1 pseudogene is annotated in these 617 nt (G+C 44.6%); it reads left to right on the plus strand.

From position 1 onward, the window contains the following. Positions 1-617, plus strand: a pseudogene (locus tag ACFIL3_RS11000) (late control protein); the annotation flags it as partial.

Genomic DNA, 617 nt, shown 5'->3' on the forward strand with positions numbered 1-617 from the left:
CGCGCCGCATCAATGAACACGTCTTACAGAACCCCAAAAAGCCAATCCTATCACCAGCAAACCCTTGGCAGTATTATTCAAGAGATAGCAGAGCGCAATGGCTATACACCAAAAGTTGACCCTGCTCTTGCTAAAATTGTTGTGCGTCACATTGACCAAACTTCTGAAAGCGATATGGCTTTTGCCACACGCCTTGCAGAAGACTATGATGCGGTAGCAAAACCCGTTGATGGCAAGCTTGTTTTGGCTAAACGGGGCGAAGGCAAAGCCATCACTGGTGAAACACTCCCCGTTATTGTTATCCATGAAAAACATTGTACCTCTTGGGATTTTAAATACAGCGCACGAGATGAAGCAGGTGCAGCCAATGGCTTAGAAACAGATGTGGGGGACGACCAAAAAGCCGCTGCTGATGCACGAGAGCCAGAAGAGATTGATGATGATGAAAACTTTATCCATATGGATAACAGTGACAGAGCATCATCATCTGAATCAGAAAAAGCAGAAAAAGAATCTGAGAAAGAAGAAGACAAAGAGAAGAAAGGCGGTGTTATCGCAAGCTATCATGATATCCGCACTGGTGAAAAAAAGGAAGTCAAGGTTGGTAAAGAGCCTTT

The sequence above is a fragment of the Bartonella sp. CE47NXGY genome (genome assembly GCF_042195415.1).
Classification (GTDB): domain Bacteria; phylum Pseudomonadota; class Alphaproteobacteria; order Rhizobiales; family Rhizobiaceae; genus Bartonella.